We start from the raw sequence: 25,345 nt of genomic DNA on the forward strand, positions 1-25,345 counted from the left end.
CGGCCCCGCACGGCCCGTCCGCGCCCCGGGTCCGCACCCCGTCCCGCACCCCGTTCCGCACCACTGAGAGGAGATCAGGTGACCATCCCCTTCCGGCAGCGGTCCGGGGAGCACGAGGAACCGGTGCCCGGGGAGGCCGGCCGCCTCCTGCCGCGTCCGGCGGATCCGGACCCCCGCGCCGAGCGGCACCACCGCCCCGGGGGAGGCCCGGCCCGCGCGGCCGGCCCCGCGGCCCCGCCCTCCCCCGGACGGTCCGGCCGGCGGCGGCGCCCGGCCCTGCTCCCGGCGGCGGCCGCGGCCGTCGCCGCCGGCGCCCTGGCGCTCACCGTCGGCGTCGGCGGCCTGCCGACGGGGACGGCCCCGGCGGGCTCTCCCGGAACCCGGGAGCGCGGGCACGCGCGGCACGCGGCCTCGCCGGGCGCGGTGCGGCTGCTGGAGCGCGCCGCCCTGGCCGCCGCGGAGGGGCCCGGATCCCCGGTCCCCGGCCACCGGTACGGCTACGTCCGCGTCACCGGCTGGACGACGTCGCTGGACGGGGACACCGGGCGGACCGAGCGGGTGTCGGCGGACCGCGAGGAGTGGACGTCGGTCGACGGCAGCGGGCCCACCCTGCAGCGCGACGGCGGCGGCACGCGGTGGCTGGACGCCCCCGGCGACGGCACGCTGAACAGTCCGACCTACCGGCTCCTGGAGCGGCTCCCCGCCGACCCCGGCGCCCTGCTGCGGAGGATCTACGCCGAGACCGTCCCCGGCCACGGCCCCGGCACCGGCTCCACCACCGGCCCGGACCAGGAGGCGTTCACCACCATCGGCGACCTGCTGCGCGGCACGGCGGTGCCGCCCGGGACCGGTGCCGCCCTGTACCGCGCCGCGGCCCGCATCCCCGGCGTGGCGGTCGTGCCCGACGCCGTGGACGCGGCCGGACGGCACGGCACGGCCGTCGTGCGCGACCACGGGGGCGAACGCACCGAGTGGATCTTCAACCGGGGCAGCCTGCGGCTCCTCGGCGAGCGCGAGGTCCTGCTCCGGGACGGCCCGTGGGGCAGCGCGGGCACCGCCGTGACCTCGACCGCCGTCCTCGGCCAGGGCATCGCCGACCGGCCGGGGGAGCTCCCCCGCCGGGACGGGTGAGCCGGCGCCGCGGACCGGCCGTCCCGCCCGGCGCCGGGCGGGACGGCTCAGCCGAAGGAGACCAGGGTGCGCAGGCCCTCGCCCGCGCGCATCAGGGCGAGCGCGTCGCCGACGTCCTCCAGCGCCACCCGGTGGGTGGCCATGCCCTCCAGGTCGATCCGCCCGGCTCGCCACAGGTCCAGCACGCGGTCGGCGGTGCGCCGCACGTCGCCGCCCCCGTACATCGAGGGCAGGATCCGCTTCTCGTCGAAGAAGAGCTCGCCGAGGGAGAACGACACCCGGTCGTCGCGGGCGCCCGCCCCGACGACCACCACGGCGCCGCCGCGGCGGGCCGCGTCGTAGGCGGCGCGGACGGTGGCGGAGCGGCCGACGGCCTCGAAGACGTAGTCGAAGCCGCCCTCGGTGAGCCGCCGCCCGGCGGCCCTGAGCTCCTCGGGGGCGACGGCGTCGGTGGCGCCGAAGGCCAGGGCGCGCTCCCGGCGGGAGGCGACCGGGTCGACGGCCACGATCCGGGCGGCGCCGCAGACGCGGGCGCCCTGCACGGCGGCGACGCCGACGCCGCCGCAGCCGATCACGGCCACGGTGGAGCCCGGGGCCACGGCGGCGGTGTTGACGGCGGCGCCCACCCCGGTGGTGACCCCGCAGCCGACCAGGGCCGCCACCTCGTAGGGCACGTCGGAGGGCACCTTGAGGGCGCTCCCGGCGGCGACCACGACCTCCTCGGCGAAGGCGCCGACGCTGTAGAAGCCGTACAGGCCGGTGCCGCCGGCGAAGCGGAAGCCGGGGGTGCGCAGCCGGGAGAGGCTCGCCGTGCACAGGTGGCCCTGGCCGCGGCGGCAGTGCGGGCAGGCGCCGCAGGGCGGCATCCAGCAGAGGACCACGCGGTCGCCCGGCTCCAGGCCGGTGACCCCGGGCCCGGCCTCGACCACGTCGCCGGCGCCCTCGTGGCCGGGGACGAACGGCGCGGGCTGCGGCAGGACGCCGCTCATCGCGGACAGGTCGGAGTGGCACAGGCCCGCGGCGCGCAGCCGGACGCGGACGGTGCCCGGTCCGAGCGGCACCGTCTCGACGTCGTCGCGGACCTCCAGGTGCTCCTGGCCGGTCTCGTGGAGGATCGCTGCGCGCACGGCACGGCTCCCGTCGGTTCGTCCCGCCGGTCCGGGGCCGGTCCGGGGCCGGTCCGGTCCGGTGCGGTGCGGGGACTGCGGACCGGGGGCTGGCCCCGGGTGCACGGGCCGGGTGCGGCCCGGGAGGGGGGAGCCCCGGCGCGGCCGTCCGCACCTGCGGCCGCGCCGGGGCCGTCCGCTGCGGCCCTGGGCCGCCGTCCACGGGGCGGGCCGGAGGGTGTTCCGGCCGCGGGACCATGTATAACGCATGCGGCAGGCCTCCGGAACCCCCGGCGGGCGGTCCTCTACCCGCCGGTAACCACCGGCCGGCGCAGCCCGGGGCCGGTCCGGCGGCGGGTCCGCGCCGTCGAGTAGGGTCCACCGGACGCGCGGCGCGCACCGCCCGCGCCCACCACACGGCACGGACGGCGGACGGCACGGACGGCGCACCGCACGGACGGCACCGGCACACGGCGGACCGGCCCGGCCGCGGAAGCGGCGGGGCCCGTCCGGGGAACAGGGAGCAGCACATGGCGCACGGCATCGGCGGGACCACCGGCACCGCGGCCCGCCCGGGGCCGGAGGTCCTGGCGGCGTTCGAGGCGGCGACCGGATTCATGCCCGTGGACGAGGGCCTGGCCCTGTACGCGGCCGCCGCGGACGCCGCCGCGCGCACCGGGCTGCCGGTGCTGGAGATCGGCACCTACTGCGGCCGCTCGGCGATCCTGCTCGCCGCGGCCGCCCGCGCCGCCGGCACCGTGGCGCTGACGGTCGACCACCACCGGGGCTCGGAGGAGCAGCAGCCGGGCTGGGAGTACCACGACGCGACGCTGGTGGACCCGGAGGTCGGCCGGATGGACACCCTGCCGCGCTTCCGCCGGACCCTGCACGCCGCCGGGCTGGAGGACCACGTCGTCGCCCTGGTCGGGCGGTCGCCGCAGGTGGCGGCCGTGTGGGGGTCGCCGGTGGGGCTGGTGTTCATCGACGGCGGCCACACCGACGAGCACGCCACGGCGGACTACGAGGGCTGGGTGCCGCACCTGGCCGACGGCGGCCTGCTGGTGGTGCACGACGTCTTCCCCGACCCGGCCGACGGCGGGCAGGCGCCCTACCGGGTGTACCTGCGGGCGCTGGCCGAGGGGTTCGAGGAGGTCTCGGTGACCGGTTCGCTGCGGGTGCTGCGCCGCGCGGCGTGACCACCGGCCCGGCCGGGAGGGGCGTGCGCGCGGACCCCGGGTCCCGTGCCCGGTACGGTGGCCCCTGCGGCGGCACGGGCGTGCGGCCGGAGAGCTCCACGGGCCGCGGCGCGGCGGGCCCGCGGCGACCGTGCGGGGAGACGGGATGGCGAACGACGACGAGGGCGCACCGGCGGTCTGGGACCCGACGGCGCGCGACGGGGCCGGCGGCTGGGTGAGACGCGGCGACGGCAGCACCCAGCGGCTGCGGGGCACCGGTGCGCCCGGGTCCGGCCGGGGCGGCGCCCCCGCCGCCCCGGGCGGGGACGGGGGACCGGCCGGCGGCGGGCCCGGGGGCGACGGTCCCGGCGGGCCTCCTCCGGGCGGCCGCCCGTACCTGCCGACGTCGATGGACACCCCCGCGGCGGCCCCCGCGCCGCCGCCCCCGCCGTCCCCGCGCCAGGTCCCGCAGCCCGCGCAGTCCCAGGACCCGCAGCCCCAGGACCCGCAGGGCCCGGCCGGTCCGGGAGCGTCCGCCGGGTTCGGCCCTCCCCCGCCGGGCTACGGCCCCCCGCAGCCCTCCCCCGCGTACGGGTACCCGCAGCCCTCCCCCGCGTACGGCCACCCCGGGCCGCAGCAGGGCTACGGCGCGCCCGGGCCGCAGCAGGGCCACGGCCACCTCCCGGCGCCCCCGGCGTACGGGTACCCCCAGCCGTACGGCGCGCCGCAGCAGCCCGGGCCGGTCCCCGGCATGCCCCCGGGCGCGCCGGAGGACGGCGGCGCGGGCCACGGCCGCCGGACCGCGCTGCTCGCGGCCGTCGTGGTGCTGGCCGCGGCGGCCCTGGGCGGGGGCCTGGTGTGGGCCCTGGGCGGCGGCTCCGGCGGCTCCCGCGCGAACGCCTCCTCCTCCGTCCCGGCGTCCCCCGTCGGCAGCGGCACCCCGGCCCCGCCGCCGCCCGGCGGTCCGTCGCAGCCCTCCGCACCGGCGTCGGACGCGCCGTCCTCCCCCGCCGCCTCGGCGGACCCGGCCGCGGCGCGGGCCCAGGCGGCGGCCCTGGACCGGCTGCTGTCCCGCAACGCCGGGGCCCGCAGGCAGGTCGGCAACGCCGTCGCCACCGTGGAGAGCTGCGCCGACCCGGCGGCGATGCGGAGCGCCGCCGCCGTCTTCGACCAGGCGGCCGGCCAGCGCGAGCAGCTGCTCGCCGAGCTGGGCCGGCTGGACCTGGGCGCGCTGCAGGGCGGCCGGTCCGCCGCCGCGCTGCTGCGCTCGGCCTGGCAGCAGTCCGCCGACGCCGACCGGGCCTACCGCCGGTGGGCCGACCGGGTGATCGCGGACGGCTGCGCGGCGGGCGGCGCGCCCCGCACCGCGGACCGGCAGCAGGCCGACGCCTGGAGCGCCCGGGCGACCCGCAGCAAGCAGTCCTTCGTCCTCTCCTGGAACCCGATCGCCCACCGGTACGGCCTCGCGTCGCGGACCGGGGATGGGATCTGACCCGACCGTGCCCTTCCTGCGCCACTCCCCCCGCCCCGACGACGGTCCCGACGACGGGAACGCCTCCGCCGCCGCGCCCGCCCCCGGCGGCGGCCCGCACGACGACCACGACGGGCCCGACGACGGCCTGTTCGGCACCCCCTACGGCGACCGGACCCCGCGTCTGCGGCCCGCGGTGCGGCTGCTGGCCGCCGCCGGGACCGCCGGCGCCCTCGGCCTGGCCGGGTGGCTGGGCTGGCAGGCGCTGCCGGGCGGCGGCGGGGGCCGGCCGGACGCCGCGGCGTCCGGCTCCCTCTCCGTGGACGCCTCCCCCGCCGGCCCGCTGCCCTCCGGCGGTCCGTCGCCCGACGGGAGCGCGTCCCCCACCGGCCGGCCCCGCCCGTCCGCCTCCGGACGCGCCGTCCCGCCCGCGGACGCCGGCCGGCCGCTCGCGGGCCGCACGGTGGTGCTGGACCCGGGCCACAACCCGCACAACGGCGCGCACACCGCGGAGATCGCCCGCAGCGTCGACATCGGCAACGGCCGCAAGGAGTGCGACACCACGGGCACCTCGACCGACGACGGCTACCCGGAGGCGTCCTTCACCCTGGACGTGGTGCGGCGGGCGAAGCGCCTCCTGGAGGCCGAGGGGGCGCGGGTGGTGCTCACCCAGGACGGCGACCGCGCCTGGGGCCCCTGCGTCGACGAGCGGGCGGCGGCGGGCAACCGCGAGCACGCGGACGCCGCGGTGTCGGTGCACGGGGACGGCGGACCGGCCCGGGGGCACGGCTTCCACGTGATCCTGCCCTCCCGGGTCGAGGAGGGGAAGGCCGACACCGCGCCGATCACCGGCCCGTCCCGCACGCTGGGGCTGCTGCTGCGGGACCGCTTCGCGGCGGCGACCGGCCAGGCGTACTCCACGTACCTGGGGCACGACGGCCTCGACGTCCGCGGCGACCTCGGCGGGCTGAACCTCTCCCGGGTGCCGAAGGTGTTCATCGAGTGCGGCAACATGCGCAACGCGGGCGACGCCCGGCGCATGAAGGACCCTCAGTGGCGCGGACGCGCGGCGGAGGGCCTCGCCGACGCCCTCACCGCCTTCCTCACCGGCCCGGGTCGATAGGCTCCTGTCCCGTTCGAACGTCAACTCACGCCGAACACGGCGACACGACCGAGGGGAACCGTCCGTGAATCTGCGCTCTCTCAAACGGGGAGACGCCGCCGTCGCCGTCGGGGCACTGCTGCTGCTCGTCTCGTCCTTCCTCCCGCTGTACTCGGCGGCGAAGAAGAACTGCACGGGTGACACCTGCTCGTACAACACCTGGCACAGCGGCTTCCTCGTCACTCTCGGCTCGGTCGTACTGGCGGGCCTGGCGGGGGCGGCGCTGGTGCTGCTCGCCCGCTCCCAGGGGGAGGCCGCGCAGGCCAAGCAGGTCGCCGGCCTGCGGCTCGGCCAGTGGGGCACCGCCCTCACCGTCTTCGCCGCCTGGAGCGCGGTGTGGACGCTGTTCGCCAACGGCTCCGGCTACTTCGCGGCGCTGCCGTCGTCGGACGGCGTGGACTTCGGCGACTCCGTGGACCACGCCTTCGGCACCTACCTGATGCTCCTGGCGGCGCTGGTCACCGCGGGCGCCGCGGTCGCGACGCCGCTGGTGCCGGCCCTCCAGGCGAAGCTGCTCCCCGACGCCCGGCCCGCGCCCGCCCCGCAGCAGGGCGGCGCGTACCCGGGCGGCTACCCGGGCGGCCCGCAGCAGGGCGGCCACCCCGGCTACCCGCAGCAGGGCGGCCACCCCGGCGGCCCCCAGCAGGGCGGCGCGTACCCGGGCGGCTACCCGGGCGGCCCGCAGCAGGGCGGTCCCGGCGGCCACCCCGGCCACCCGCAGCAGGGCGGCCACCCCGGCGGCCCGCAGCAGGGCGGCTACCCCGGCGGCCCCGGGCAGGACGGCGGCTACGGCTACCCGGCCGCCCAGCAGCCCGCGGGCGGACAGCCCTGGGGCGGCGCCGCGCAGCAGCCCGGTCCGGGCGGGCAGCAGCCGCAGGAGGGCTCCTTCGGCGGCCCGGCCGGCGCGCACGCCCCCGCACCCGCCCCGGCCCCCGCGCCGGACTTCGCGCCGTTCTGGTTCGCGGTGCCCGCGCCGCGCCCGCTGGCGCCGGAGGACGACCCGGCGGGCCCGCCGGTCGGCGAGCTGACCCCGGGCACCTGGTTCCTGGCCGTGGAGCAGCGCGGCGCGGCCCTGGTGGCCCAGCTGCAGGACGGCCGCCGCGGCCTGCTGACCGACACGTCGGGCATCGAGCGCGGCTGACGCGCCGCCGGTCCAGGACGCCCCGCCCGGAGCACTCCGGGCGGGGCGTTTGGCTCGTGCGGCACGGGCAAGACGCTGTCCATGAGCGGACTGTCACGTATCGTCAGGCTGCTGGCCAACATAGCCGCAGCCGTCCTGGTCGTCTGGATCCTCTTGTTCCTGTTCGACGCCAACCGCGCGAACACGGTCGTCCAGTGGTTCCACGACGCGGCCGACTGGCTGGCCACCTGGTCCCGGAACCTCTTCGCCATCGACAACGCCAAGCTGCGCACCACCGTCAACTACGGCATCGCGGCCGTGGTGTACGCGGCCGTCGGCGTGCTGCTGGCCCGCGTCGTGTCGCGCCGCGGCTGACCCGCGACGCCCACGGCCCACGGCACGCCCGCGGGGGCGGACCACCGAGGAACGGCGCACCCCGCGCCCGGCGCACCGCCGGCGCGGCAGCACCCACCGGCACGACAGCACCACCGGCACCGACACCGGCGGCCGCGCCCTCAGGCGCGGCTGCCGTCGCGTGCGGCCCCGGCCTCGCAGCAGTCCGCCACGGCGAGCCCGGCCGGGAGCTGCTCGCCGCCGAAGACGGCGACGGTGGCGTGGTCGCCGCCGAGCGCCGCCACGGCCAGCAGCATCGAGCCGGCGGTCCAGGTGGTGCGCTCCTCCGGCCAGACCGCGTCGTCCTCGAAGACGTAGCCGGTCCAGTAGGAGCCGTCGTCGTGCCGCAGGTGGCGGATCCAGCGCAGGACGTCGACCGCGCGGTCGGACTCGCCGACCGCCCACAGGGCGAGGGCGAGCTCGGCGCTCTCGCCGCCGGTGACCCAGGGCCGGTCGGAGACGCAGCGCACGCCCAGGCCGGGGACGACGAACCGGTCCCAGCCCTCGGCGATGCGCCGCTGGGCCGCGGCGCCGCGCAGCGCGGTGCCGAGCACGGGGTAGTACCAGTCCATCGAGTAGCGGTCCTTGTCGAGGAACCGCTCGGGGTGGTGGGCGACCGCGTGGGCGAGGCGGCCGGCGGCGAGCTCCCAGTCGGGCTGGGGCTCCTCCAGGTGGTCGGCGAGGGCGAGGGCGCAGCGCAGGGCGTGCAGGATGCTGGAGGAGCCGGTGAGCAGGGCCTCACCGACGGCGGTGCCGTCCTCGTCCTGGCGCCAGGCGACCGCGCCGCCGGGCAGCTGGAGGCCGACGACGAAGTCGACGGCCCGGCGCACGGCGGGCCAGATCCGGTCGACGAAGGCGTCGTCGCCGGTGGCGAGGTAGTGGTGCCAGACGCCGACGGCGATGTAGGCGCAGAAGTTGGTCTCCCTGGCCCGGTTGTCGGGCACGCCGTCGGTGTAGGAGGCGTACCAGGAGCCGTCGGCGTTCTGGTTGGCGGCGAGCCAGCGGTAGGCGGCCTCGGCGGCGGCGTGCTCGCCGGCGGCGTCGAGGGCCATGGCGGCCTCGGTGTGGTCCCAGGGGTCGAGGTGCCCGCCGGTGAACCACGGTATGGCGCCGTCGGGCCGCTGGTCGGCGAGGATGGTGCGCACGGTGGCGGCGGCCTGGGCGGCGTCGAGGACGCCGGGCAGCACGAGCGCGTCGGGGACGGCCAGGTCCTCGGCGGCGGTCACGCGCCCTCCCCGCTCTCCTGCGCGCCGGTGCCGGTACCGGCGGCAGCGGCGGCGGGCAGGTGGGGCTTGGTGGCGTAGGCGACGAAGCTCTTGCCGATCAGCGGGTCGAGCGCGGCCTCGGCGAGGCGGGTGGCCAGCGGGCGCTTGACGATGTCCCAGACCAGCAGCTTGTGGTACAGCTTCACCGGCAGCGCCCGGTCGTTGTCCACGCCGAAGGCGCACTTGAGCCACCAGTACGGGGAGTGCAGCCCGTGGGCGTGGTGGGTGCCGTAGGGCTCGAGGCCCGCCTCGCGCATCCGCTCCAGCAGCTCGTCGCCGCGGTAGATGCGGATGTGGCCGCCCTCGACCTCGTGGTAGGCGTCGGAGAGCGCCCAGCAGATCTTCTCGGGCAGCCACCGGGGCACGGTCACCGCGATGAGGCCGCCGGGCTTCAGGACGCGGACCATCTCGGCGAGGACGCCCTTGTCGTCCGGGATGTGCTCCATCACCTCGGAGACGATGATCCGGTCGAAGGAGTCGTCCTCGAAGGGCAGCGCGAGGGCGTCGCCCTCCATGGCGGTGGCGCGGGCGCCCGCGGGGGCCTCGCCGGCCTCGTCCATGGCCGCGAACCACCGGCGGACCTCGGCGATCTCCTCGGCGTTGCGGTCCAGCGCGACCACGTCGGCGCCGCGCCGGTAGCACTCGAAGGCGTGCCGGCCGCCGCCGCAGCCCAGGTCGAGCACCCGGTCGCCGGGGGCGAGCGGGAAGCGGGAGAAGTCGACGGTCAGCACTGCGTGGCTCCCATTCGTTGCGGCGCCGGCCGGCACGGTCCCGGTGGCGTGGTGGTGCGTCAGGAAGGGTACGGGGGTGCGGTCGTCAGACGTAACGCCAGCCGGGGCCGGTGCGCGCCCGCTGCCCGGCGCCGGTGGCGACGGCCTCGCGGTACCGGTCGGCGGTGAGGGCGGCGGCGCGCTCCCAGGTGAAGCGGGCCAGGACGCGCTCGCGGCCGGCCTCGCCGATGCGGGCGCGCAGCTCCGGGTCGTCGAGCATCCGGCCGAGGGCGGCGGCGAGGGCGCCGGCGTCGCCGGGCGGCACGGCCAGGCAGGTCTCCCCGTGGGGTCCGGCGACCTCGGGGATGGCGCCGCCGGTGGTGGCGACCAGGGGGGTGCCCGTGGCCATGGCCTCGGCGGCGGGCAGCGAGAAGCCCTCGTACAGGGAGGGGACGCAGGCGACCTCGGCGGAGCGGTAGAGGTCGACCAGCTCGGCGTCGGTGAGGCCGCTGCGGAAGGTGACGTGCCCCTCCAGGCCCAGGCGGCGGACGGCCTCGGCGACCGGCCCGTCGTCGCGGCTGCGGCCGACGACGACCAGGTGCGCCTCACGTTCGGTGCGGACCTTGCCGAGCGCCTCGACGAGGTGGACCAGGCCCTTGAGCGGCACGTCGGCGCTGGAGGTGGTGACGATCCGTCCGGGGACGACCGGCACGGAGGCGTCCGGCGACCACAGGCGGGTGTCGGCGCCGATGGGGACGACGCCGATGCGGGCGCGGTCGACGCCCAGGTGCGCGGCGATCTCGTCGCGGGAGCTGCCGGAGACGGTGAGCACGTGGTCCAGGCGGCGGGCGACGCGCTTCTGCATGCGGGTGAAGGCGTACCAGCGGCGCACCGACAGGCGGCGCTTGAGGTCCGCGGCGGAGGCCAGTTCCAGCTCGCGGTCGACGGTGACCGGGTGGTGGATGGTGGTGACCAGGGGGAAGCCGTGCCGCTCCAGGCCGAGCAGGCCGTAGCCGAGGGTCTGGTTGTCGTGGACGACGTCGTACCGGCCGCGGCGGGCGGCGAGGAAGCGGCGGGCGCGCAGCGAGAAGGTGAGCGGCTCGGGGAAGCCGCCGGTCCACATGGTGGCGACCTCCAGCAGGTCCACGGCGTCGCGGTACTCGCCGGGCCGGGGCGTGCGGAAGGGGTCGGGCTGGCGGTACAGGTCGAGGCTGGGGATCTCGGTGAAGGAGACCGAGCCGGGGCCGTCGACCTCGTCGAGCACGGGGTAGGGCTGTCCGCCGAGGACCTCGACGCGGTGCCCGAGGCGGGCCAGCTCGCGGGAGAGGTGCCGGACGTAGACGCCCTGGCCGCCGCAGAACGGGTTCCCCTTGTAGGACAGCAGCGCGACGCGCAGCGGCTGCTCGGCCTCCCGGGCGGCCCCCTGGGTCTGAGCGGTCACCCTCGGCTCCTTCTTCCCGCACCGCCCCGGGCGCGGACGCCGCGGGTGGGGTAGAACAGGTTTCAGTATCGAACATCTGGGAGAACTCGAAGATACCGGCCCGCGGGCCTCCCGCCGGAGGCAGGGCTGGTGATTCGCGCCACGCCGGAGCCGACCACGGGGGGCACCCATGACGGCAGGTCCGACCCCGCACGCCGAACCGGCCGCGCACGCCGGACCGGCCGCCCGTACCGGGCCGGCCGGGCACGCCCGCCGGGCCGCGCCGGGCCGCGCCCGCACCGCGGGGGCGGGCGCCTCCCATCCTGCCGGTACCGGGGGCGCACCGCTCACCGGGCGGCAGGAGGAGCGGCGGCGCCGCATCCTGGAGGCCGCTGCGGCGCTGGCCTGCCGGGGCGGCTTCGACGCGGTGCAGATGCGGGAGGTCGCGGAGGGCTCGGGCGTGGCCCTGGGGACGCTGTACCGCTACTTCCCCTCCAAGACGCACCTGCTGGTCGCCGTCATGGAGGACCGGCTGCAGCTCATGCGCGACCGGCTGCGCCGCCGCCCGCCCGCCGGGGACGACCCCGCGGCCCGGGTCGCCGACGTCCTGATGCGCGCCTTCCACCGACTGCAGCGCGAGCCGCGGCTCGCCGAGGCGATGGTGCGGGCGCTGACCTCGGCCGACCGGTCGGCCGGCGCCGAGGCCGACCGGGTGGGCCGGCTCACCACCGCCGTCGTCGTGGACGCCATGGGGCTGGACCGGCCGCCCACCGCGGGGGAGCTCGCCGCCGTCCGGGTCGTCGGGCACACCTGGCAGTCGGCCCTGGTCTCGTGGCTCTCCGGCCGGTCCTCCATCGCCGAGGTCCGGGGCGACCTGGAGACCGCCGCCCGGCTGCTGACCCTGGGGTGAGCGCCCCTCCCGGGCGTCCGCGCCGGGCGCGGGCCCCGGCGGCCCCGCGGGTTCCGGACCCGCGCGCCCCGGCCCCGCGGGCCCCTGTCCCGCCCCCGGGGCGGTCCCGTGCGGGCGCCCGTTAGAGTGTCCGCGACACAACTCCATGCGCCTCCCGTCCGGGGGAAGCCGGTGCAAGTCCGGCACTGACCACGCAGCCGTGAGCCCGCCCCCCAGGCGGGCGAGTCGGAATGCCCGGCGGAGGCGAGCGGCTTCCCGGGCCCGCGGCAGCGGACGTCCGGCACCCGTCGAGGTCTACGGACGGCCGGCGCCCGCACGGTGGCGGCCACGACCGCTCACCGAAAGGCAACACCCGCTGATGCTCTCCGCCGCCGCCCGCGCCGGCGCCGCGCTCGCCTGCGCCGCGCTCCTCACCGGCACCGCCGCCGCACCGGCCCTCGCCGACGACTCCGCCTCCCCGGCCGCGTCCGCCGCCTCCCCCTCGCCGGTGGCGGTGCCCCCGGGCCTGTACGGCAAGGACGACCCGACCTACGACGGCGTCTGGCGGCAGTCCCTGGCGCTGCTCGCCCTGCACACCGCCCAGGTGCGGCCCGCCGACGCCGCCGTGCGGTGGCTCACCGGGCAGCAGTGCGGCGACGGCGGCTGGCCGTCCTTCCGCGCCGACACCGCCGACGCGTGCACCGCGGCCACCGAGGACAGCAACGCCACCGCGCTCGCCGTCCAGGCCCTGACCGCCCTCGGCGGCCACGACGCCGCCACCGCCAGGGGCGTCTCCTGGCTGCGCCGCCACCAGAACCCCGACGGCGGCTGGTCGTACAACCCCGGCGGCGCCAGCGACGGGAACTCCACCGGCCTCGCCGTCAACGCCCTCGTCGCCGCCAAGGCCGACCCGGCCCAGGTGCGCAAGCACGACCGCAGCGCCTACGACGGCCTGGCCTCCTTCCAGCTCGGCTGCGACGCCCCCGCGGCGAAGCGGGGCGCGTTCGCGTACCAGCCCGACAAGTCCGGCGCGCTGGAGCCCAACGACCTCGCCTCCGCCCAGGCCCTGCTCGCCGCGGCCGGCGGCGCCCTGCCCGTCGCGCCGGGCGCGCGCCGGGAGAAGCCGGCCGCCGCGCCGGACTGCGCCGCCGGGGCGAAGGGCGCCCTGCCCCGCGAGAGCTCCGCCGAGGCGGACGCGCACTTCCTCGTCGGGCGGCTGGCCGCGGGCAAGCAGCGGCTGATGCAGTCGCTCCCCGGCGCCGCCCCCGCGCCCGACTACAACGCCACCTCCTGGGCCGTGCTGGGCCTGGTCGCGGCCGGGCACCCGGACCAGGCGTCCGACGCCGCCGACTGGCTGGCGGGCAACGGCTACGCCTGGATGCAGGGCAAGCAGGGCGTCAACCCGGCGTCCGCCGCGACGCTGCTGCTGGTGGCGAAGGCGACCGGGCTGGACCCGTACAACTTCGGCGGCAGCAACGTCGTCCAGATGCTGGTGAACTCCGGCCCGGCCCCCGCCTCGCTCCCCTCCGCCGCCGCCTCGGCCGCCTCCGCCGCGCCCGACGGCACCAAGGCGCCCGGCTCCTCGGTGACCGGCGCGGACGAGGACGAGAACGGCGGCTTCTCCCCCGTGTGGCTGATCGGCATGGGCCTGGCCGCCGGCATCGGCGGCGGGGTGTTCCTCAGCCGCCGGGGGAAGCGGGGACCGGCGGGCACGGCCCCGGCCGCCGCCCCCGCGTCCGCCGCCCCCGCCGACGACGCGCGGGACGGCGCGGCCGCCGGCGGCGGCGACGACCGATGACGGGGACCGGGACCGGGACCGGGACGGGGACCCGGGCGCGCGTCCGGCCGGGCGCCGCGGCGCGCCCGGCCGCCCGGGCCCTCGTCCTCGCGGCGGCCGCCGCGCTCCCGCTGCTGGCCGCCGCCCCGGCGCAGGCCACCGGGTACCGCTACTGGTCGTTCTGGGACGGCAGCAGCGGCTCCTGGACGTACCAGCAGCAGGGGCCGGCCACCTACCGGCCGCAGGACGGCGGCGTGGACGGCTGGCGGTTCGCGGTGAGCCCCGACGGCGGCAGCGGCGCCGCCCGGCCGCGCGCGGCCGCCGGCTTCGCGGCGGTCTGCGGCGGCACCGCGGCCCGCGCGGGCCGCAAGCGGGTCGCCGTGGTGCTCGACTTCGGCACCCCCGCCGACGCCCCGGCGGGCGAGCGGCCCCCGGCCCGGCGCACCGCCTGCGCGGTCGTCCCCGAGGACGCGAACAGCGCCGAGGTGCTGGCCGCGACCGTGCCGCCGCTGCGCTACGACGCCAGCGCCATCCTGTGCGCCATCGCCGGGTACCCCCGGTCCGGCTGCGGCGAGGCCGTCGGCGCGGGCACCGCGGACGCGGCGGGGGCGCCCGCGAAGGGCGGCGGGAGCGGTGACGGCGGCGGTCCGTCCGTCGGGCTGGCCGCGGGCGGGGCGGTGGTCGCGGCGGTCGCGGCCGGCGCCGTCGTCCGGGCCCGCCGCCGGCGTACGCCGTGAACCCGCAGTCCGTGGACCCGCAGTCCGTGGACCCGCAGGCAGCGGGTCCGCGCCCCGCGGCCCCGCCCGCCGGCCCCGCGGCCGCGGCGGTCCCCGCCGCACGCACGGCCGGCGGCGGGGAGCAGCGGCGGCCCGCCCGCGACCGTGCCGGCCGCCGCCGCACGGCCCGCCGTCCCGCCGCCGGGCCGCGGCAGCTGCACCCGGGCGCGTGGTGGCTGTGGGCGCTGGGCCTGGGCACCGCCGCCTCCCGCACGACGAACCCGCTGCTGCTGCTCCTCGCCGCGGCCGTCGCCGGGCACGTCGTCGCCGCCCGGCGCGGCGACGCCCCCTGGTCGCGGTCGTACGGGGCGTTCCTGCGGCTGGGCCTGGTGGTGCTCGGCATCCGGCTGGTCTTCGCCGTGCTGCTGGGCTCGCCGGTCCCGGGCACCCGCGTGCTGTTCACCCTCCCCGAGGTGCCGCTGCCCGACTGGGCCCAGGGGGTGCGGCTGGGCGGCCGGGTCACCGCGGAGGCCCTGGCCTTCGCCCTGGAGGACGGCCTGAGGCTGGCCGTGCTGCTGGGCTGCGTCGGCGCGGCGAACGCGCTCGCGAGCCCCGCCCGGCTGCTGCGCTCCCTGCCGGGCGCCCTGTACGAGGCGGGGGTGGCGGTGGTCGTCGCCATGACGTTCGCGCCGAACCTCGTCGCCGACGTGCGGCGGCTGCGGGCCGCCCGGCGGCTGCGGGGGCGCCCCGACCGGGGCGTGCGGGCGCTGCTGAGCGTGGGCCTGCCGGTCCTGGAGGGGGCCCTGGAGCGATCGGTCGGCCTGGCCGCCGCCATGGACACCCGCGGCTTCGGCCGCACCGCCGACGTGCCGCCCGCCGTGCGCCGCACCACGGCGGCGCTCACCCTCACCGGCCTGACCGGGGTGTGCGTCGCGGTGTACGGGCTGCTGACCGACACCGGCACGGTGTGGGCGCTGCCGCTGCTGGCCGCCGGACTGGCCGCCGCCGCGGGCGGACTGGTGCTCGGCGGGCGGCGGGCGCTGCGCACCCGCCACCGGCCCGACCCGTGGGCGGCCCGGGAGTGGCTGACCGCCGGCTCGGGCGCGGCCGTCGCGGGGCTGACGGTGTGGCTGTCGACCCGCGACCCGGGCGCCTTCCACCCGCCGGCCGTCCCGCTCACCGCGCCCGCGCTGCCGCTGCTGCCGGCCGCCGCCGTGCTGCTGGGCCTGGTCCCGGCGGTCGCCGCACCGGTCCCGCCGCGGACGGCGGGGCAGGGTCCGCGGGAGGCGGCCGGCACGCGGGAGGGCACGGGAGCCGGGGCGCGCACCGCCGCGGGGGGACCGGGGCACCCGCGGGGGCGGCGGGCGCGGCAGGAACGGAAGGACGCAGAGGAACGGAAGGAGGCCGACCGGTGATCACCTTCGAGCAGGTCTCCGTGACCTACCCCGACGCCGACGCCCCCGCCCTGGCCGGGGTGGACCTGCACGTGCCCGAGGGCGAGCTGTGCCTGCTGGTCGGCCCGTCGGGGTCGGGCAAGTCCACGCTGCTGGGCGCCGTCTCCGGCCTGGTGCCGCACTTCACCGGCGGCGTGCTGCGCGGCCGCGTCACGGTGGCCGGGCGCGACACCCGCACCCACCGGCCGCGCGACCTCGCCGACGCGGTCGGCACCGTCGGCCAGGACCCGCTGGCCCACTTCGTCACCGACACCGTGGAGGACGAGCTCGCCTACGGCCTGGAGTCCCTGGGCACGCCGCCCGAGGTGATGCGCCGCCGCGTCGAGGAGACCCTCGACCTGATGGGCCTCGCCGAGCTGCGCGACCGGGCGCCCGCCTCCCTCTCCGGCGGCCAGCAGCAGCGGGTGGCGATCGGCTCCGTCCTCGCCGTCGGCCCCCGGCTGCTCGTCCTGGACGAGCCCACCTCCGCGCTCGACCCCGGCGCGGCGGAGGAGGTGCTGGCGGTGCTCCAGCGGCTCGTCCACGACCTGGGCACCACCGTGCTGCTGGCCGAGCACCGCCTGGAGCGGGTGGTGCAGTACGCCGACCGGGTGGTGCTGCTGCCCGGCCCCGGCCTGCCCCCGGTGACCGGCGACCCGGCCGAGGTCATGGCGGCGTCCCCGGTCTTCCCGCCCGTCGTGGGCCTCGGCCGCGCCGCCGGCTGGTCGCCGCCGCCGCTCTCGGTCCGCGACGCCCGGCGCCGGGCCGCCCCGCTGCGGGCGCGCCTCGCCGCCGCCGCACCGGCGCCGCGCACCCCCGCCGGGCGGCCGCCCGGCGAGGCCGTCGCCGAGGTGCGCTCCCTCGCGGTGCGGCGCGGGGGCACGGCGGCGCTGCGCGGCGTCGACCTGGTCCTGCACCGGGGTTCGGTCACCGCCCTGATGGGGCGCAACGGCGCGGGCAAGTCGACCCTGCTGGGCAGCCTGGTGGGCCTGCACGCGCCCGCGTCCGGCTCGGTGCGGGTCGCCGGGCTGGTCCCGCACCGCACCCGGCCGGCGCAGCTGGTCCGGCAGGTCGGGCTGGTCCCGCAGGACCCGCGCGACCTGCTGTACGGGGAGACGGTCGCCGCCGAGTGCGCCGCGGCCGACGCCGACGCGGGGGCGGAGCCCGGCACCTGCCGCGCCCTCGTGGAGCGGCTGCTGCCGGGTCTCGCGGACGGCAGCCACCCGCGCGACCTCTCCGAGGGCCAGCGGCTCTCGCTCGCGCTGGCGGTCGTCCTCACGGCCCGGCCCGCCCTGCTGCTGCTCGACGAGCCGACCCGGGGGCTGGACTACGCGGCCAAGGAGCGGCTGGTGGGGATCGTGCGCGGGCTCGCCGCCGAGGAGCCGCGCTGCGCCGTGCTGCTCGCCACCCACGACGTGGAGCTGGCCGCGGAGCTGGCCGACCGCACGGTCGTGCTGGCCGACGGGGAGGTGGTGGACGACGGACCGACCGCCTCGGTGGTCACCGCCTCGCCCGCCTTCGCCCCGCAGGTGGCGAAGGTGCTCGCCCCCGAGCCCTGGCTGACGGTCAGTCAGGTCCGCGACGCGCTCACGCCGGTCGGCGCCGCGCCGGGGAGCCCCGCGTGACCCCCGCACCCGGGGCGGCGCCCCGGACCGCCGCGCCCGGGACCGCCGCATCCGGCACCGGCACCGGCACCGGACACCGCAGCGCCACCCGGCCCGTCCCCCTCGGCCGGCGGTCCGCCGCGGCCCTCGCGCTGACCTCCGCGGCGGGCGTCGCCGCCTTCGGCTGGCCGCTGCTCGCCTCCCCCGGCGCCGACCTCGTCGGCCACTCCGCCGACGCGCCCTGGCTCTTCGCCGCCCTGCTGCCGCTGCTGCTGGCGGTGGCCGTCGCCCAGGTCGCCGAGGGCCGGGCCGACGGCGGCCCCGGCCTGGACGCCAAGGCGGTCGCCCTGCTCGGCGTCCTCGCCGCCGCCGGCGCCGCCCTGCGCCCGCTGGGCGCGGGCACGGCCGGGATCGAGCCGATGTTCTTCCTCATGGTGCTGGCGGGCCGGGTGCTCGGGCCCGGCTTCGGCTTCGTGCTGGGCGCGCTGTCGATGTTCGCGTCCGGCCTGCTCACCGGCGGTGTGGGCCCCTGGCTGCCGTTCCAGATGCTGGCCATGGGGTGGGTGTGCACGGGCGCGGGGCTGCTCCCGGGCGCCGCCGGCCTGCGCGGGCGGCGCGAACGCGTCCTGCTCGCCGCGTACGGGGCCGTCTCCTCCGTCCTGTACGGCACCGTGATGAACCTCCAGGGCTGGCCCTACCTCGGCGGCATGAGCAGCTCCGTCTCCTTCGTCCCCGGCGACCCGCTCACCGCCAACCTGGCGCGCTTCACCGCGTACTGCCTCGCCACCTCCCTCGGCTGGGACCTGCCGCGCGCCGCCGTCACCGTCGTCCTCTGCCTCACCGTCGGCGGACCGGTGCTGCGGGCCCTGCGCCGCGCCTCGCGCCGCGCCGCCTTCGACGCGCCCGTCTCCTTCGTGGACGGCCAGGCCGGGCCGTCCACCGCCGGGGACGGCTCCGCCGAGGGCACCGCCGGACGCTGATCCGGGCCGCCGCACGGCGCTGCGGCGGGCGGTCCGGGCCCCGGCGGTACGGGACGTGACGGCTCCTCCGGGACATCGGACCGTACGGGTGTCGTGCCCGCGGATGGGGGCAGGCGACCCTTCGAGCCGGTCACGCACGGTCGTCACGGAGGCCGCCCGCCGGGGGCCCCGCCCACCCAGCAGGAGGCTTGTCATGAGCACTGGTGCGACCATCGCCCTGATCGTGGTCGCCGTGGTCGTCGTCGCGGCCCTCGCCGCCCTGACCCTGAGGCCCCGGATGCGCAGGCGCCGCCTGGAGCGGCAGTTCGGCCCCGAGTACCACCGGGCGGTCGCCGAGCACGGCACCCCCGAGAAGGCCCAGGAGGACCTGGAGGAGCGCCTGCGCCTGCGCCGCGACCTCGACGTCCGTCCCCTGAGCAGCGAGGCCCGCGAGCGCTACCGGGCCGACTGGGCGGGGCTGCAGGAGGAGTTCGTCGACGCCCCCGGCCAGGCCCTGGTCGACGCCGACGAGCTGATCGGCCGCGTCATGCGCGACCGCGGCTACCCCGCCGACGAGCGCGACGAGGCCCTGGCGGCGCTCTCCGTCGACCACGCCCGCACGCTGCAGAGCTACCGCAGCGCGCACGCCGTCGCCCGGAAGGCCCAGGAGGGCAGCGCCACCACCGAGGAGATGCGCGAGGCCGTGGTCCGCGCCCGCGAGCTCTTCGCCGAGCTCGTCGAGGCAGGGTCCGGCACCCCCCGCCCCACCACCAGCCACTGACGACGAAGGAAGAGGACACCCCCATGGGCGAGCGCAGAAGCACCGAACGCGGCGAGGAACTGCTGCGGCGCGCACAGGGCCGGGACGACGAGGGCCAGCAGGCGGCCAGGACACCGGAGGAGCCGCCGAGCGGCCGGGCCGCGTCCGAGGACTCGGTGTACGGGTACCGGACCGCGGGCACCCCGGAGCGTCCGGCGACGGCGCCCGGCGAACCGCGCCGCGAGGAGGCCGCCGCCCGCGCGGCGCAGCAGGCCGCCGGTCCCGACCCGCGGACCGTCACGCCTCCGGGCACCCCGCCCGGTCCCGTCACCGGCTCGGTCACCGACCCCCACCACGACCCCGAGGCCGGGGCCGGGGCCGGCGGGACCGCCGCCCGGGACACCACCGCACGGGACACCGCCGCGCAGGGCGGTGCGCCGAGCACTGACGGGCGGGACTCCACGGGGGACCGCGGCGACATCGCGGACCGCGGCGGCCTGTCGAAGGACCGCACGGAGACGGACCGCACGGAGACCGGCCGAACGGAGACCGGCCGCACGGGCACCGGCGACCGGATCGGCACGGGCCACCGCGCGGACACGGCCGACGACCGGACCACCGGCACCGGGATCGGCGTCACCGGCAGCACGAGCACCGGCCGGACGGCGGACGACCGCACCGGTACCGACCGCACTACCGCCGACCGCACCGGCACCGGCACCGGCGGGACGGCGGCAGCCGCCGCCGGTGCCGCGGCAGCCACCGCCGCGTCCGGCCGGACCGACCGGCCGCGGCACGCCGCCGGCGGTACGGGCACCGCGGGCGCGGCCGCCGAGGAGGACCACCTCCTGCGCAGCGATGCGGCGGAGGACCTCCAGGCCCGCTGGCGGGAGATCATGGTCGGCTTCGTGGACGGCCCGAAGCACGCCGTCGAGGAGGCCGACCAGCTCCTGGACAAGGTCGCCGCGATGATCACCGAGGGCATCGAGGAGCGCCGCCGCACCCTGCGCGGCGGCTGGCAGGGCCAGGGCGAGGGCGAGACGGAGGAACTGCGCCTCGCGCTCCAGAAGTACCGCGGTCTGGTGACGCACCTGCTGCAGACCTGACGGCACCGCCGGACGGGCGCCGAGGGCCCCGGACCTCCTGCGGGAGGTCCGGGGCCCTCCGCCGTCCGGCCCGTCCGGTCTCTGCCGGGACGGGCGCCGGCGGCCTCGCGGCGGCCGGTCTCAGCCGAGCTTCGGCGACGCCTGCTGCACGACCTCGAACGACCACAGCGACGAGTCGGTGGCGGCCGGCCGGGCCTGCCCGCCGCCCTGCTCCTCACCGCCGCCCTGACCGCCGCCCCGGTGCGCGCTCTGCATCGGACCGGACATCCACGTCTGGAAGTCCTCCTCGCTGCGCCACCTGGTGTACACGAGGTACCGGTCCGTCCCGTCGACGGGCCGCAGCAGCTCGAACCACTCGAAGCCGTCGGACCCCTCCACGGCGCCGGCCCGCGCGGCGAACCGCTGCTCCAGCACCTCCCGCTGCTCCGGCGGGACCGTCAGCACGTTGATCTTCACGACGCTCATGCGTCCATCCTGCCGCACCGCTGCGGAGCCCTCGCGGCGGACGCGCCCCGGCGCACGGCGTCAGCCGGGCGGGCGGCCGCGGCCCGTGCGGCTTCCGGAGCGGCTCCGCCCTCCCTCCGCACCGGGTCTCCCTCCGCACCGGCTCCTCCGGGCCGGGGCGCGGAAGGCGGGCGGCACGGCCCCCTCCGCGCTCCGGCGGCGGACACCGGCCCCGGGCGGCGGCCGCCGCCCGGGGCCGGTGTCCGTGCCACCGCCTAGGATCTTCCCCTCCCACGAGGAAGGAGAACGGCGATGAGCGGCGACCGCTGGTACCGGTCGGGTCCCTGGGCGGAGGATCTGTCCGCTGCGTTCCGCCGGGCGCAGGAGGAGGGGCTGGCGGACGTCGGAGGCGGGTTCGAGGGCCGGGACATCGACGGCCTCTGGGCGGACGGGGCGTGGTGCGAGTACATGGCCACCAGGGGCACCGGGTCGGCGGCGTCCCTGCACCTGCTGATCGACCCGGAGGCCGAGGAGGAGTGGGCGACCCTACGGCCCCTGACCGGGGAGGAGGTGCGGGCCTGGGCGCCCGGCGGCAGGCCGACACGCGCCGAGTGGCTCGAGGCCCGCGAGAACGGGCGGATCGGCTACCCGGCGCACGGGCGCGGAAGGTGCACCGTGCTCTACGCCGACGGCGAGCCGGTGGAGGTCATGTACTGGGGGTCCATGTCCGGCTGAGCCGCCCGCGGTCGGGCGGCCGCACCGGCCTCGGGTGGCCCGCCCGCCGCCCGGGGACCGCGCACCGTCGGGCGGGGGCGCGCCGCGTCCTCAGGGCGCGTCGGACAGGTGCAGGGGCGGGAGGCCGAGGGCGGCGGCGGTGCGGGCGGGGGCGTCGTGCCAGGGGCGGGGGGACAGGACGGGGACGCCCGCGGCGGCGGCCTCGGCGGCGAGCAGCCGGCCGTAGGCGAGGGAGGCGCGGGCGCGGTGGCGCTGCGGCCCGGCGTCCGGCTCGCGGGCGAGGTAGTTGGCGACGAGGCCGTCCTCGTCGTCCTCGTGGACGACGACGCCGCGGACCGGTCCGGCGGGCGACGCGAGGGACGGCAGCAGGTAGTCGCCCTCGACGACGACGGGCGTGCCGGTCGCCACGTGGTTGGCGGCCACGGCGGCGAGGGCCGGGGCGAGGGCGCGGGCGGTCCTGAGCTGCACCTCGGCGATGCGCCCGGGCGGCCCGCAGGCGTCCTCGGGGCGGGTGCGCCAGTGGTGGAGGTCGGGCTGCTGCTCCGGGGTGGTCATCACCAGCAGGGCCTCGACGACGTCGTCGACCTCGACCAGGGGCATGCTGTAGGCGGCCGCCAGCGCCCGGGCGATGCTCGTCTTGCCGATGCCCGAGCAGCCGCCGACCAGCAGCACCAGGGGGGCGGGGCCGGGCGGGGCCGGGTGCGTCGCGTCCACGGCGGGGAGGGTAGCGCCTCTCCCGGAGCCGCCGTCACGGACCCGGGGAGGGCCGGAAACGGACTGCGCCCGGCCGGCCAGCGCCCGTAGGGTGGCCGCCGGGCGATCAAGGAACCGGGAGCAGGCGTGGACGCGGAGCGGCGGGACGTGGTGCGCAGCAGGGTGTTCGGCGAGGTCGCGGAGGTGTACGACGCCTACCGCCCCGGCTATCCGGACGCGCTGGTGGACGAGGTGCTCGCGTACGCGGCGCTCGGCGGCCGCCCGGCCGTGGAGGTCGGCGCGGGGACCGGCAAGGCCACGGCGGCGTTCGCGGCGCGGGGCGTGCCGCTGGTGTGCGTGGAGCCCGACCCGCGGATGGCGGAGGTGCTGGCGCGCACCACCGCGCCGTACCCGCAGGTGCGGGTCGAGGTGGGCGCCTTCGAGGAGTGGGAGCCCGGCGGCCGCCGGTACGGGCTGCTGGCGGCGGCGGCGTGCTGGCACTGGCTGGACCGGGACCGGCGCTGGGACCTGGTGCACGCCGCCCTCGCGCCCGGCGGGGCGGTGGCGCTCTTCTGGAACGGCCGCGCCGTGCGCGACGAGGGGCTGCGGACGGCGCTCGCCGAGGTGGACGCCCGCCACGGGGTCGACCGCGTCCCGCACAGCGACCCGCTGTCCGCGTGGGAGGACGAGCAGGCGGCCTGGGCCGAGGGGACCGGCTGGCCCGCGGAGGAGTGCCGGCGCGACGGGCGGTTCACCGGCCTGCGGTCGGTCCGCTTCCGCGAGGAGCACCGGTACGGGACGGAGCACTGGGTCGGGTACCTGTCCTCGATCTCCGCGTACCGCATGCTGCCCGAGGACCGGCGGGCGTCCGCCCTGGCCGGGATCGCCGGGGTGCTGGACGCCCACGGCGGCGGGATCGACGTCGTGGGCGTGTCCGACCTCTTCCTGGCCCGCGCCCGCTGAGCCGCCCGGCCTGCCGTCCCCCGGGACTCCCGCCCCGCGGCCTCCCGTCCCCCGGCCCCCCGGGGCGAACTCAGACCGCAGCGCCGCGGCGGGAGGGGGTGTGGACGGGCGGGCAGGGCAGGTCGTCGGCGTCGCCGCACAGGTCGGGGCTGAGGCGGGTCAGCAGGGCGGCGAGGTCGGCGTGGCGGGTCTCGTCCCAGTCGCCGAGCAGGGCGGCGAGCCGGGCGCGGCGGGCGGCGAGGAGGCGGTCGGCGACCTCCTCGCCCCGCGGGGTGAGGCGCATGTCGAGGGTGCCGTCACGGGCGGCGAGGCCACGCGCCTCGACCTCGACGGCGGCGTCCTCGACGGTGCGGCGGGGCACGACGCGGCGGTCGGCGACGTCGCCGGGGGCCACGCTGCCGTACCGGCGCATCATGAGGAGCAGCCAGGAGGAGGCCGGCCGGAGGTCCAGGCCGGCGTCGGCGGTGATGCGCCGGTACAGGTCGTGGCGGGCCTCGCGGGTGCCGAGGACGGTGAGGGCGCGGGCGGTCTCGTCGGCGGAGGAGCGTTCGACCGGGTTGGCGCCGATCGCCTCGCCGAGGTCGGGGGTGGTGACGGTGCGGCGCAGGGGTTGCTCCTGCAGGAGGCAGGCGAGGACGAACGCGACCAGGACGACCGGCACCGCGTAGAGGAAGACCCGGGTGATGGACTCGGCGTAGGCGTGGTGGACGGCGTCCTGCACGGCGGGCGGCAGGGCGGCGACGGTCCGCGGGTCGCGGGTGGCGGCGGAGGCGTCGGTGCCGGGCGGCAGCGGCACCCCGGCGAGGGCGTCGGCCAGGCGGGTCCGCAGGCCGGAGGAGAAGACGGCGCCGAAGGCGGCGACGCCGAAGGACGCGCCGATCGAGCGGAAGAAGGTGGCGCCGGCGGTGGCCGCGCCCAGGTCCTCGTAGCCGACGGAGTTCTGCGCCACCAGGACGAGGACCTGCATCACCAGGCCGAGGCCGAGGCCCAGGACGAGGAAGGACAGGCTCGTCACCGCGGTGCCGCTGTCCTCGGTGAGGCGGGAGAGGAGCAGCAGGCCGACGGCGGTGACGGCGGTCCCCGCCACGGGGAACGCCTTGTAGCGGCCGGTGCGGCTGACGATCTGGCCGGAGGCCACGGAGGTGAGCAGCATGCCGAGGACCATGGGCAGCATGTGCAGGCCGGAGAGGGTCGGCGAGACCTGGTGGACGACCTGGAGGAAGGTCGGCAGGAAGGTCAGCGCACCGAACATCGCGAAGCCGACGACGAAGGAGATGACCGCGGCGAGGGTGAAGGTCCGGCTGCGGAAGAGGTGCGGGGGCAGGACCGGCTCGGCGGCGCGCCGCTCGACCAGGACGAGGAGCAGCGCGAGCCCGAGCCCGAGCGCGCCCAGGGCGGCGGTCTGCCAGGAGCCCCACGGCCAGGCGGTGCCGCCGAGGGAGGCCGCCAGCACGAGGCAGGAGGCGGCCGCGGCGATCAGGGCGGTCCCGGCGTAGTCGACGGTGTGCCGCCGGGTGGTGCCGGTGCGGGGCAGGACGGCGGCGATGACGGCGAGGGCGGCGACGCCGAGGGGCAGGTTGACGTAGAAGACCCAGCGCCAGCCGAGGGTGTCGACGAAGAGGCCGCCGAGGAGCGGGCCGAGGACGCTGGTGACGCCGAAGACGGCGCCGAACAGGCCCTGGTAGCGGCCGCGTTCCCGGGGCGGGACGAGGTCGCCGACGATCGCCTGGGTGAGGACGATGAGGCCGCCGCCGCCCAGGCCCTGGAGGGCGCGGAAGGCGATGAGGCCGCCCATGTCCTGGGCGAGTCCGCAGAGCGCCGAGCCCGCCAGGAACACCGCGATGGAGCCCTGGAAGAGGCGCTTGCGCCCGTACATGTCGCCGAGCTTGCCCCACAGGGGGGTGGCGGCGGTGGCGGCCAGCAGGTAGGCGGTGACCACCCAGGAGAGGTGGTCGAGGCCGCCGAGGTCCCCGGCGATGGTGGGCAGCGCGGTGGAGACGATGGTCTGGTCGAGGGCGGCGAGGAGCATGGCGAGGAGCAGCGCGCCGATGGACCACCACAGCCCGGGGGCGGGCGCGCCGGGGTGCGGTGCGTTCCGGGGGTCCGCGCCGGAGGGGTCCGCGCCAGGGGGGTGCGCGCCGGGGGGCGCGGCGGCCGGGGCGGGGGGTCGTGCGCCGGAGCGCTGCGCGGCGGTGTCGGCGCGGGCTCTCCTGCGGTCGGGCCGGGCTTCGTGGTCCGCCATGCCAGCTCCTCGGAACATCGGGTCCCGGTGCCGGGCCCGGAGCCGGGTCCGGGCGCCGCCCCCGCCCGTTC

At 78.8% G+C, this 25,345-nt stretch carries 23 protein-coding genes and 1 riboswitch; of the genes, 16 read left to right on the forward strand and 7 right to left on the reverse strand.

Translation table 11 applies throughout. The features are described from left to right. Positions 1 to 78: 78 nt before the first annotated feature. Positions 79 to 1,131: a CU044_5270 family protein gene (locus LO771_RS08920; RefSeq protein WP_230649596.1), complete on the forward strand. Its 1,053-nt coding sequence runs from the start codon at positions 79 to 81 to the stop codon at positions 1,129 to 1,131. Between the two features lie 47 nt (positions 1,132 to 1,178). Here the strand turns inward: LO771_RS08920 and LO771_RS08925 are convergent, their stop codons facing one another. Continuing rightward, positions 1,179 to 2,258 (reverse strand): alcohol dehydrogenase catalytic domain-containing protein, encoded by a 1,080-nt coding sequence (locus tag LO771_RS08925; RefSeq protein WP_230649598.1) that lies wholly within the window; start codon positions 2,256 to 2,258, stop codon positions 1,179 to 1,181. Between the two features lie 509 nt (positions 2,259 to 2,767). On the opposite strand from LO771_RS08925, the gene LO771_RS08930 reads away from it, so the two are divergent. The 5 genes from LO771_RS08930 to LO771_RS08950 all read left to right on the forward strand — a co-directional run bounded on the left by LO771_RS08930 (position 2,768) and on the right by LO771_RS08950 (position 7,540). Then, on the forward strand, positions 2,768 to 3,433 hold the full coding sequence (locus tag LO771_RS08930; RefSeq protein WP_230649600.1) for a class I SAM-dependent methyltransferase: 666 nt from the start codon (positions 2,768 to 2,770) through the stop codon (positions 3,431 to 3,433). Positions 3,434 to 3,578: 145 nt separating this feature from the next. Then, the gene (locus LO771_RS08935) at positions 3,579 to 4,904 is read left to right on the forward strand and encodes a hypothetical protein (protein WP_230650280.1); all 1,326 of its coding nucleotides are present in this window, start codon (positions 3,579 to 3,581) and stop codon (positions 4,902 to 4,904) included. Between the two features lie 184 nt (positions 4,905 to 5,088). After that, positions 5,089 to 6,006 carry an N-acetylmuramoyl-L-alanine amidase gene (locus LO771_RS08940; RefSeq protein WP_374228125.1) on the forward strand — a complete coding sequence of 306 codons (918 nt, stop codon included), beginning with the start codon at positions 5,089 to 5,091 and terminating at the stop codon, positions 6,004 to 6,006. Between the two features lie 64 nt (positions 6,007 to 6,070). Next, positions 6,071 to 7,186, forward strand: a complete 1,116-nt coding sequence (locus tag LO771_RS08945) for a hypothetical protein (RefSeq protein WP_230649604.1) — start codon at positions 6,071 to 6,073, stop codon at positions 7,184 to 7,186. Between the two features lie 81 nt (positions 7,187 to 7,267). Next, positions 7,268 to 7,540: a hypothetical protein gene (locus tag LO771_RS08950; protein WP_230649606.1), complete on the forward strand. Its 273-nt coding sequence runs from the start codon at positions 7,268 to 7,270 to the stop codon at positions 7,538 to 7,540. Positions 7,541 to 7,680: 140 nt separating this feature from the next. Here LO771_RS08950 and LO771_RS08955 read toward each other — a convergent pair whose 3' ends face one another. The 3 genes from LO771_RS08955 to LO771_RS08965 all read right to left on the reverse strand — a co-directional run bounded on the left by LO771_RS08955 (position 7,681) and on the right by LO771_RS08965 (position 11,145). Next, positions 7,681 to 8,784, reverse strand: a complete 1,104-nt coding sequence (locus tag LO771_RS08955; RefSeq protein ID WP_374228111.1) for a prenyltransferase — start codon at positions 8,782 to 8,784, stop codon at positions 7,681 to 7,683. Beyond that, entirely contained in the window at positions 8,781 to 9,554 is a 774-nt protein-coding gene (locus LO771_RS08960; RefSeq protein ID WP_230649608.1) for a class I SAM-dependent methyltransferase, read from the reverse strand. The genes LO771_RS08955 and LO771_RS08960 overlap by 4 nt, the downstream gene beginning before the upstream one ends. 85 nt (positions 9,555 to 9,639) lie before the next feature. Beyond that, positions 9,640 to 11,145, reverse strand: coding sequence for a glycosyltransferase family 4 protein (locus tag LO771_RS08965; protein WP_374228112.1), 1,506 nt, complete (start codon positions 11,143 to 11,145; stop codon positions 9,640 to 9,642). On the opposite strand from LO771_RS08965, the gene LO771_RS08970 reads away from it, so the two are divergent. The 8 genes from LO771_RS08970 (at position 11,144) to LO771_RS09005 (ending at position 20,197) form a co-directional block, all read left to right on the forward strand. Next, positions 11,144 to 11,863 carry a TetR family transcriptional regulator gene (locus LO771_RS08970; protein WP_230649612.1) on the forward strand — a complete coding sequence of 240 codons (720 nt, stop codon included), beginning with the start codon at positions 11,144 to 11,146 and terminating at the stop codon, positions 11,861 to 11,863. The genes LO771_RS08965 and LO771_RS08970 overlap by 2 nt on opposite strands. Before the next feature lie 161 nt (positions 11,864 to 12,024). Further along, positions 12,025 to 12,099, forward strand: a riboswitch (cobalamin riboswitch). A 122-nt stretch (positions 12,100 to 12,221) separates the two neighbouring features. After that, positions 12,222 to 13,640, forward strand: coding sequence for a prenyltransferase/squalene oxidase repeat-containing protein (locus LO771_RS08975; RefSeq protein ID WP_255744018.1), 1,419 nt, complete (start codon positions 12,222 to 12,224; stop codon positions 13,638 to 13,640). After that, on the forward strand, positions 13,637 to 14,356 hold the full coding sequence (locus LO771_RS08980; protein WP_230649614.1) for an SCO2322 family protein: 720 nt from the start codon (positions 13,637 to 13,639) through the stop codon (positions 14,354 to 14,356). The genes LO771_RS08975 and LO771_RS08980 overlap by 4 nt, the downstream gene beginning before the upstream one ends. Positions 14,357 to 14,382: 26 nt before the next feature. Continuing rightward, positions 14,383 to 15,750 (forward strand): energy-coupling factor transporter transmembrane protein EcfT, encoded by a 1,368-nt coding sequence (locus tag LO771_RS08985; protein WP_374228113.1) that lies wholly within the window; start codon positions 14,383 to 14,385, stop codon positions 15,748 to 15,750. After that, positions 15,747 to 17,393 carry an ABC transporter ATP-binding protein gene (locus LO771_RS08990; RefSeq protein ID WP_230649615.1) on the forward strand — a complete coding sequence of 549 codons (1,647 nt, stop codon included), beginning with the start codon at positions 15,747 to 15,749 and terminating at the stop codon, positions 17,391 to 17,393. The genes LO771_RS08985 and LO771_RS08990 overlap by 4 nt, the downstream gene beginning before the upstream one ends. Beyond that, entirely contained in the window at positions 17,390 to 18,352 is a 963-nt protein-coding gene (locus tag LO771_RS08995) for an ECF transporter S component (protein WP_374228114.1), read from the forward strand. Before LO771_RS08990 ends, LO771_RS08995 begins: the two co-directional genes overlap by 4 nt. Positions 18,353 to 18,545: 193 nt before the next feature. Beyond that, positions 18,546 to 19,112 carry a hypothetical protein gene (locus LO771_RS09000; RefSeq protein ID WP_230649617.1) on the forward strand — a complete coding sequence of 189 codons (567 nt, stop codon included), beginning with the start codon at positions 18,546 to 18,548 and terminating at the stop codon, positions 19,110 to 19,112. 23 nt (positions 19,113 to 19,135) lie between these two features. Continuing rightward, positions 19,136 to 20,197 (forward strand): hypothetical protein, encoded by a 1,062-nt coding sequence (locus LO771_RS09005; protein ID WP_230649619.1) that lies wholly within the window; start codon positions 19,136 to 19,138, stop codon positions 20,195 to 20,197. A gap of 120 nt (positions 20,198 to 20,317) precedes the next feature. Here the strand turns inward: LO771_RS09005 and LO771_RS09010 are convergent, their stop codons facing one another. Beyond that, on the reverse strand, positions 20,318 to 20,662 hold the full coding sequence (locus LO771_RS09010; RefSeq protein ID WP_230649620.1) for an antibiotic biosynthesis monooxygenase: 345 nt from the start codon (positions 20,660 to 20,662) through the stop codon (positions 20,318 to 20,320). Positions 20,663 to 20,953: 291 nt separating this feature from the next. Here LO771_RS09010 and LO771_RS09015 point away from each other — a divergent pair, with 291 nt between their 5' ends. Continuing rightward, positions 20,954 to 21,376, forward strand: coding sequence for a hypothetical protein (locus LO771_RS09015; RefSeq protein ID WP_230649621.1), 423 nt, complete (start codon positions 20,954 to 20,956; stop codon positions 21,374 to 21,376). A gap of 90 nt (positions 21,377 to 21,466) precedes the next feature. On the opposite strand, the gene LO771_RS09020 is transcribed toward LO771_RS09015, so the two are convergent. After that, entirely contained in the window at positions 21,467 to 22,090 is a 624-nt protein-coding gene (locus tag LO771_RS09020; protein WP_230649622.1) for a hypothetical protein, read from the reverse strand. A gap of 126 nt (positions 22,091 to 22,216) precedes the next feature. On the opposite strand from LO771_RS09020, the gene LO771_RS09025 reads away from it, so the two are divergent. Then, complete coding sequence (locus LO771_RS09025; protein ID WP_230649624.1) at positions 22,217 to 23,032, forward strand: trans-aconitate 2-methyltransferase; 816 nt, start codon at positions 22,217 to 22,219, stop codon at positions 23,030 to 23,032. Between the two features lie 70 nt (positions 23,033 to 23,102). On the opposite strand, the gene LO771_RS09030 is transcribed toward LO771_RS09025, so the two are convergent. Beyond that, positions 23,103 to 25,274: an MDR family MFS transporter gene (locus LO771_RS09030; RefSeq protein ID WP_304944782.1), complete on the reverse strand. Its 2,172-nt coding sequence runs from the start codon at positions 25,272 to 25,274 to the stop codon at positions 23,103 to 23,105. Between the last annotated feature and the right edge of the window lie 71 nt (positions 25,275 to 25,345).

The organism is Streptacidiphilus sp. ASG 303 (assembly GCF_020991365.1).
Taxonomy (GTDB): Bacteria; Actinomycetota; Actinomycetes; order Streptomycetales; family Streptomycetaceae; genus Peterkaempfera.

Bases quoted from the DNA above. Each gene is read 5' to 3' on its own strand.
- LO771_RS09005 (WP_230649619.1), top strand. From the start codon at position 19,136: ATGGGCGAGCGCAGAAGCACCGAACGCGGCGAGGAACTGCTGCGGCGC.
- LO771_RS08930 (WP_230649600.1), top strand. From the start codon at position 2,768: ATGGCGCACGGCATCGGCGGGACCACCGGCACCGCGGCCCGCCCGGGG.
- LO771_RS08980 (WP_230649614.1), top strand. From the start codon at position 13,637: ATGACGGGGACCGGGACCGGGACCGGGACGGGGACCCGGGCGCGCGTC.
- LO771_RS08935 (WP_230650280.1), top strand. From the start codon at position 3,579: ATGGCGAACGACGACGAGGGCGCACCGGCGGTCTGGGACCCGACGGCG.
- LO771_RS09000 (WP_230649617.1), top strand. From the start codon at position 18,546: ATGAGCACTGGTGCGACCATCGCCCTGATCGTGGTCGCCGTGGTCGTC.
- LO771_RS08975 (WP_255744018.1), top strand. From the start codon at position 12,222: ATGCTCTCCGCCGCCGCCCGCGCCGGCGCCGCGCTCGCCTGCGCCGCG.
- LO771_RS09010 (WP_230649620.1), bottom strand. From the start codon at position 20,662: ATGAGCGTCGTGAAGATCAACGTGCTGACGGTCCCGCCGGAGCAGCGG.
- LO771_RS08950 (WP_230649606.1), top strand. From the start codon at position 7,268: ATGAGCGGACTGTCACGTATCGTCAGGCTGCTGGCCAACATAGCCGCA.
- LO771_RS09030 (WP_304944782.1), bottom strand. From the start codon at position 25,274: ATGGCGGACCACGAAGCCCGGCCCGACCGCAGGAGAGCCCGCGCCGAC.
- LO771_RS09015 (WP_230649621.1), top strand. From the start codon at position 20,954: ATGAGCGGCGACCGCTGGTACCGGTCGGGTCCCTGGGCGGAGGATCTG.
- LO771_RS08965 (WP_374228112.1), bottom strand. From the start codon at position 11,145: ATGGGTGCCCCCCGTGGTCGGCTCCGGCGTGGCGCGAATCACCAGCCC.
- LO771_RS08970 (WP_230649612.1), top strand. From the start codon at position 11,144: ATGACGGCAGGTCCGACCCCGCACGCCGAACCGGCCGCGCACGCCGGA.